3 protein-coding genes are annotated in these 2,453 nt (G+C 36.4%); all 3 read left to right on the forward strand.

Going from position 1 to position 2,453, the window contains the following annotated elements:
• Window positions 1–442 precede the first annotated feature (442 nt).
• On the forward strand, window positions 443–1,039 hold the full coding sequence (gene ribA, locus KCG35_RS24605; RefSeq protein WP_230409359.1) for a GTP cyclohydrolase II RibA: 597 nt from the start codon (window positions 443–445) through the stop codon (window positions 1,037–1,039).
• 23 nt (window positions 1,040–1,062) lie between these two features.
• A complete protein-coding gene (locus tag KCG35_RS24610; RefSeq protein ID WP_215822499.1) occupies window positions 1,063–1,986 on the forward strand; it encodes an ATP-grasp domain-containing protein in 924 nt (307 codons plus the stop codon).
• 16 nt (window positions 1,987–2,002) lie between these two features.
• A partial coding sequence (locus KCG35_RS24615; protein WP_215822500.1) for an inositol monophosphatase family protein occupies window positions 2,003–2,453 on the forward strand: 451 nt, incomplete at its 3' end.

A 2,453-nucleotide genomic window follows, 5' to 3' on the forward strand; every position in this document is an offset into this window, starting at 1 on the left:
ATTGTTTTATAATATTGCTAAGCATGTTTTGTGAAGTTATTGTGTACCCTTAACTGATTGACTGAATCTAGTGCTTATTCATGTATGTGCTAAAAGTCTTGTCGAGGGACTGCTACACCTAAGAAGTTAAAGTTAATGGTGTAAGCCTTGTCTTAAATATTGGCCACTTATACCTAATCGAATAAAGGTTTAGATGTATATTTTATGACTTTTTATCTTCGATTAGTGTGTCTTTCTTTCATGAAAAACAGTTTTACTTGATTTTTCTAAAATTGAGATCAACTGTCTGTGGCATATAAACAAGAGATGGAAATGAATACTTGTAGCTGATCTTGTATTAATGGCTTTTTCATTGTATACAAAAATCAATAAAAAGATTCAGTGCTAGAAGTCAATCGTTAGGAATAAAGAGATAATATATTTACAGTAAGTGAGGATGAATATGACAACGATTAGAAGTCGTGTACCTTTAAAAGTAGGTCAAAATCACGTGCCCTGTGAGATTGTTTCTTTTAATGGACTGCCAGAAGATAAAGAGCATGTGGCATTATTGTTTAAAGCAGAAACATTACTATCTAGTGAAGCTCCACTCGTTAGGGTGCATTCAGAGTGCCTGACAGGGGATGCGTTTTATTCTTCTCGTTGTGATTGTGGACAGCAATTAAATGAAGCTTTTGATTTAATGGCAGAGCAGGGTGGCATTGTTATTTATTTACGTCAGGAAGGGCGGGGGATTGGTTTGTACAATAAGCTGGATGCTTATGAGCACCAAGTGGCAGGCTTGAACACATTTGAAGCGAATAAGATTATTGGTTTTGATCATGACCTTAGAACGTATCACTCCGCTGCCGCTATACTAAAACATTTAGGGTTTCAGAAAATCAGGTTGTTATCTAATAATAAAAATAAATCAAAAGAGTTAAAAAAACTTGGTATTGATGTGATTGAAGAAGTGAATACCCAAACTTACGTTACTGAAGATAATATTAATTACTTAAAAGCAAAGCGTAGTATAGATGGCCATTCGCTTGCAGTGTAACTGAAGCTAAAAGAATATTAATAATGAAACGGATTCTTATAACCAATGCTGATGGTAATTTAGGCGCGGGTATTGCTAAATTACTTACCGAGAATTTTAGTGCGGATCAGTTACAAACTGTTGCTCTAGTCAATAAGTCGCTCAGCTTAGCTGAGCATCTTTGCGATGAAATAATCAACTATCCTGAAGAATGTTCAATTGATGGTGAATATAATGTAAAAGCAATAGCAGATCTTTGTTGTCAACATAAAATTGATGGGATTATACCACTTACCGATCATGAAACGGTTGTATTTTCAGCGCAAAAAGAGGCGCTTCCCTTTTTATTTTGTTCAGAGCATGCGTTATCACTTGCATGTTATGACAAGTGGCATTTTCAACAACTTTTGGCACAGATGGATGTAGAAGTTCCTGATACATGGTTGCCATCACAGTGTCCCACGCTGAATTCTCCTTATTTGGTTAAGCCAAGAATGGGAGGCTTATCAATGGGGATTGCCTGGGACTCACCTGATATAAAACAGTTTAGTGATGATTATGTAGTACAGCGCTATCTAAAAGGCAGTGAAGTCACAATTGCTATTTATAAGTCACTTGATGGTAGTTATTGGGGACCTTTTGTGGGTGAGCGAAACCTATTTCATGGTATGACATCTTATTTTAAGCCGATTTTACCTAATAAGGGCATTAATCAGTTTGTGGCGCAATTTGCCAAGCTCAATACGTGGCAAGGGCCTTGTAATATTCAAGGTATGATGCAGGATGAGAAATTTGTACCTTTTGAAGTTAACCTGCGTTTTTCTGGTAGCTCTTCACTACGTAATTTATTAGGTTTTAAGGATGTTGTTTGGGCTATTCAGGAATGGTTGGGTGAAAAGCCTAGGGTAGATTGGGCTATTAAAGATCACTTTGCAATTCGCTATTTTGCCGACCACCTTATTGCATAAATTAAGGAGTCATGGTGTGGACTGGAAATTATTTTGCCATCTATTTGCGTCAACAGGTGATTTTTGGCAAACAACCGCTGTTGGACGTCATTCAGAATATCTCACCTTACTTGATAAAGTAGATGGTACAACTCGTGCTGATAAAATGGTCAGTTCAGCCATGATACAAGGAATAAAGGCATTAGTAGGTGAAGATGTTGTCGTTTCTTCAGAAGAAGATATACGTGATGTGTCGACAGGGTTTGTAATTGATCCTATTGATGGTAGTTGGAACTATAAGTATGGCTATTCTGCTTGTTGCCGTGTAGTGAGTTATTTAGAAAATAGCCAAGTAAAATTTTTTGCTATTTATAATATGGCTGATAGTCATTGTGTGTGCAGTAATGGCACAGATTTTTTCCATAATAGCCAATATTATACGTTCAATGAAAAAGACATTAGTCCGTTAGTTGCTGTAATGTATAACC

The organism is Zooshikella harenae, assembly GCF_018837975.1.
GTDB classification, from domain to species: domain Bacteria; phylum Pseudomonadota; class Gammaproteobacteria; order Pseudomonadales; family Zooshikellaceae; genus Zooshikella; species Zooshikella harenae.